Source organism: Georgenia sp., from assembly GCF_054605595.1.
On record NZ_JBTSDU010000195.1, the window covers coordinates 1 to 3,589 of the forward strand.

Below are 3,589 nucleotides of genomic sequence, written 5' to 3' on the forward strand. Positions count from 1 at the left end.
CTGGCCGCGGACCGCGTCGCGTCTCCGTGGTGCATGGCGATGAGGGCCACCATGCCGACGGCGACGACTGCCCCAGCGGTGAGCGCCTCCGCCCGGGGGAGGGACAGCCCGAGGGGAACGGTGATGATCGCGAAGGTCGCGACGAGGTCGGACGTGATCGCGAACGCCCGGTAGGCGGGAGCCCACCGGTGCCAGCCCGGAGCCGTCGTGGGAGCGAGCGCGGGCCGGACCCTCGCGTCCGCGCGCCACGTGCGCGAGGTGCGGCTGACCTTCAGGGGGACGAGTGCCGCCGGGTCGATCGCTGCGCTCATGCCGGCGCGTCCGTGCTGGTCCGCCCGACGACGTCGGTGGGTGTTGGCATCTGGGCTGCCCTGGCCATCGCTTCCTCCGCATGTTCCCGGCGAGCTGTGCGGGCCAGGTGCCCCCGTGCTCGCGCAGCACTGCCAATCAATCAGCGGCCGGCCGGAGGGAGTGAGGTACTGCGGGCGAAGCCTGGTTGAAACGGCGGGGTGAGCAGGGTGGGCCGGCAGGGTGAACCAGCTCGCGCTGCGGGTGAGGAAGGGTGTTTGGTGCCGCCGGTGTGCCTGCATGACGTGGCCGGCTCGGTGCCGGAACTGGCTGCGTCGGAACCGGCTGCGTCGGAACCGGCTGCGTCGGAAGGCGCGCGGAGCGGCAGGCCGTCAGCCCGCGCGGACCTGGTCGAGCCGCTCGACCAGATGCTTCGCGATCTCCAGCGCCGCCGTCGCTGCCGGGGAGGGGGCGTTGAGCACATGCACCTGGCCCGCTGCGGTGTTCACCTCGAAGTCGTCGACCAGCGAGCCGTCTCGCCGCAGCGCCTGCGCCCGCACCCCGGCAGGCGACGGCGTGAGGTCGGCGGCACTGAGCCCCGGCACCAGGCGTGCCAGCGAGCGCGCGAAGGGTGTGGGGGATGCGGACCGTGCCACCTCCCGCAGCCCGGGCGCCCAGTTGTGCCAGGCGAGTGTCCACAACCCCGGCCAGGTCGCGGCGTCGGCGACGTCGGCGATCTCGATGTCACGCCACCGATACCCCTCACGGGCCAGTGCCAGGACGGCATTCGGTCCGGCGTGCACGCCACCGTGGACCATCCGCGTGAGGTGGACAACCAGGAACGGGAAGCGCGGGTCCGGGACGGGATACACCAGGCCGTGAACGAGCTCGGCCGCTCGTGGGGTGAGCTCGTAGTACTCGCCGCGGAACGGCACGATCCGCACGCCCGGCTCCACCCCGCTCGCGCGGGCCAGGCGGTCGGCGTGCAAGCCTCCGCACACGACGAGCCCGTCCGCAACAAGATCCTCGTCACCGCCCGCGGCGCGCAGCCGAATGTGCACCCGTCCCGCCCGGGTGCGGGCCCCGAGGAACATGGTGGACAGGCGGACCGTGCCGCCGCCGTCACGGACGAGGCCGGCGAGCGCGTCGCAGATGCCGCGGTAATCGACGATGCCCGTGCTCTCGACCCGGAGCGCCGCGACGGCGGCCACGTGCGGCTCGTACGTGCGCGCCTCGCCCATGGAGAGGAGCCGGGCCGGTACCGCATTTGCCTCGGCTCGCTCGGCAAGCCGGAGCAGGCCGGGCATCTCCCGCTCGTCGACGGCCACCACGAGCTTCCCGGTGCGTTCGACGGCGACGCCGTGCTCGCGGGCGAAGTCGAGCATGCTCCGTGCGCCTGCGACGCCCAGCCTCGCCTTGAGGCTGCCGGCGGTGTAGTACAGCCCCGAGTGGATGACACCGGAGTTCCGGCCCGTCTGGTGGCCGGCGAGCCGGTCCTCCTTCTCCACGACCGTGACGTCGTCGCCGCGAGCACTCAGCCGCGCCGCTGTCGCCAGACCGATGATCCCGCCACCACCCACCATGACGTGCGCCACCGGCCCAGCGTGACGGAATCCGTAACCGTCCCGGTGCCGTATCACCGACAGGGCGACGGACGTACCGGGTGGGAGGGGACATGTTCGACCTGGTGAACGGACTGCCGGTGCACGCGCTCGTGGTTCATGCGGTCGTGATCCTGCTGCCGCTCGCGGTGGCGGGTGCGGTCGTGGTGGTGCTCGTGCCGCGCTGGCGCCGCGCGTACGGCCCGCTGACCGCCCTGGTGGCGACGGCGGGCACCGCGCTCGTGCCGGTGGCGACGCGCAGCGGGCTCCAGCTCGCCGGCCGGGTGGGCGCACCTGACGGCGCCCACCAGCAGCTCGGCGGGCAGCTGATCTGGTACGGCCTTGCTCTCACCGTGCTCCTCTGGGCGTTCGTCCTCGCCGACCGCCGGGTTGCGGGAGGGGCACGCGGCGGGCCGCCGCGGGAGGGGACGCCGAGCAGGCACCGCGGCTCCCGGGCGTTGAGCGCACTCGCCGTCCTGGTGCTGGTGGCCGCGCTCGCCGCCGGGTTCCAGGTCGTCCGCGTGGGGGAGAGCGGCGCCCGCTCCGTGTGGGGCGACATCGTCACCGCGCCGGAGTAGCGGGCGCGCCGCCGCGGCGAGCTCGAGCGATCCGGTGGGACGACTCCCCAGGCCGACGTGCTCACTGCCGACCGCCTCCCGTTCGACGGTCGGCGGTGGACGAGCGGGGATTCGGCAGCTGGTCACGTTCCGGCCGGACCCGCACCGCGGCGTCGACAGCGCTCAGGTGGTGATGGGCCAGGTCGGTGGGATGGCATCGGGAGGGCGGTGATGGTGATCGTGGTGGCGTTGGTGCGGGTGACGTGTCAGGTGCTGTGGGTGCGTTCGATGGTGATCTGGTGACGGTGGACGTTCGATGATCGAACGCACGCTCGACCGCACCAGAGGAATGGCGGAATACCGCCAAATCTGTGGACCGGGTGGCATCAACAGCACATGTCCGGGTCAACACGCCACCGCCGGCCACCCACGACGGCCGGCCTGGGGAGAACGACGCCGCCGGCACGGGGTCGGACCTTAGGCCGTGCGGTCATCTGACGGAACGGATGCCGCGTTGACGCCGCCGGCAGACGCACCGCACTGCCGCCGGCAGGCCACCGTGACCGCCACTGCTGCTCGCTGCGACGCGCTGCCCCGCGCCGTAGACTTTCCTGGCACCCCGCCCCGAACCCGGACGCGGGGCTCCCGTGCTGCCCGAAGGACACATGAAGCTCACCGGACTGCTCCCGCTGCTACGGACCGACCCGGCCATCGCCGCCGCCACGGAGACGGCCCACGGGCCGGTCCTGCCGCCGCAGGTCATGATCAACGCGCCCCTCGGCGTCCGGGCCGCCCTCGTCACCGAGATCGTTTCCGGGGACGGCGGGCGCCCGGTCGTCGTCGTCACCGCCACCGGCCGGGAGGCCGACGAGGCCGCGGCGAACCTGCGCAACTACCTCGGGTACGACGAGGTCGCGATCTTCCCGGCCTGGGAGACCCTGCCGCACGAGCGGCTCTCACCGCGATCGGACACCGTCGCGCGACGGCTCGCGGTGCTGCGCCGGCTCGCGCACCCCACCCCCGACGGCGGGCCCGCCGGGGAGATCCGGGTGCTCGTGATACCGGTGCGGGCGCTGCTGCAGCCGGTGGTGACCGGCCTCGGCGACCTCGAGCCGGTCGCTGTGCAGGTCGGCCAGGAGGTCG

Annotated in this window: 3 protein-coding genes and 1 pseudogene; 2 read left to right on the top strand and 2 right to left on the bottom strand. The window is 73.3% G+C overall.

The genetic code is table 11. The features are described 5' to 3' along the window. Positions 1 to 311, bottom strand: a 311-nt coding sequence (locus ACYC1Z_RS14645) for a hypothetical protein (RefSeq protein WP_461410252.1), incomplete at its 3' end; no start/stop codon positions are given. A 369-nt stretch (positions 312 to 680) separates the two neighbouring features. After that, positions 681 to 1,883, bottom strand: a complete 1,203-nt coding sequence (lhgO, locus tag ACYC1Z_RS14650; protein ID WP_461410253.1) for an L-2-hydroxyglutarate oxidase — start codon at positions 1,881 to 1,883, stop codon at positions 681 to 683. A gap of 80 nt (positions 1,884 to 1,963) precedes the next feature. Here lhgO and ACYC1Z_RS14655 point away from each other — a divergent pair, with 80 nt between their 5' ends. Both ACYC1Z_RS14655 and ACYC1Z_RS14660 read left to right on the top strand, forming a co-directional pair. Then, positions 1,964 to 2,467, top strand: a complete 504-nt coding sequence (locus tag ACYC1Z_RS14655; protein WP_461410254.1) for a DUF2231 domain-containing protein — start codon at positions 1,964 to 1,966, stop codon at positions 2,465 to 2,467. A gap of 644 nt (positions 2,468 to 3,111) precedes the next feature. Next, a pseudogene (locus ACYC1Z_RS14660) lies at positions 3,112 to 3,589 on the top strand (transcription-repair coupling factor); the annotation flags it as partial.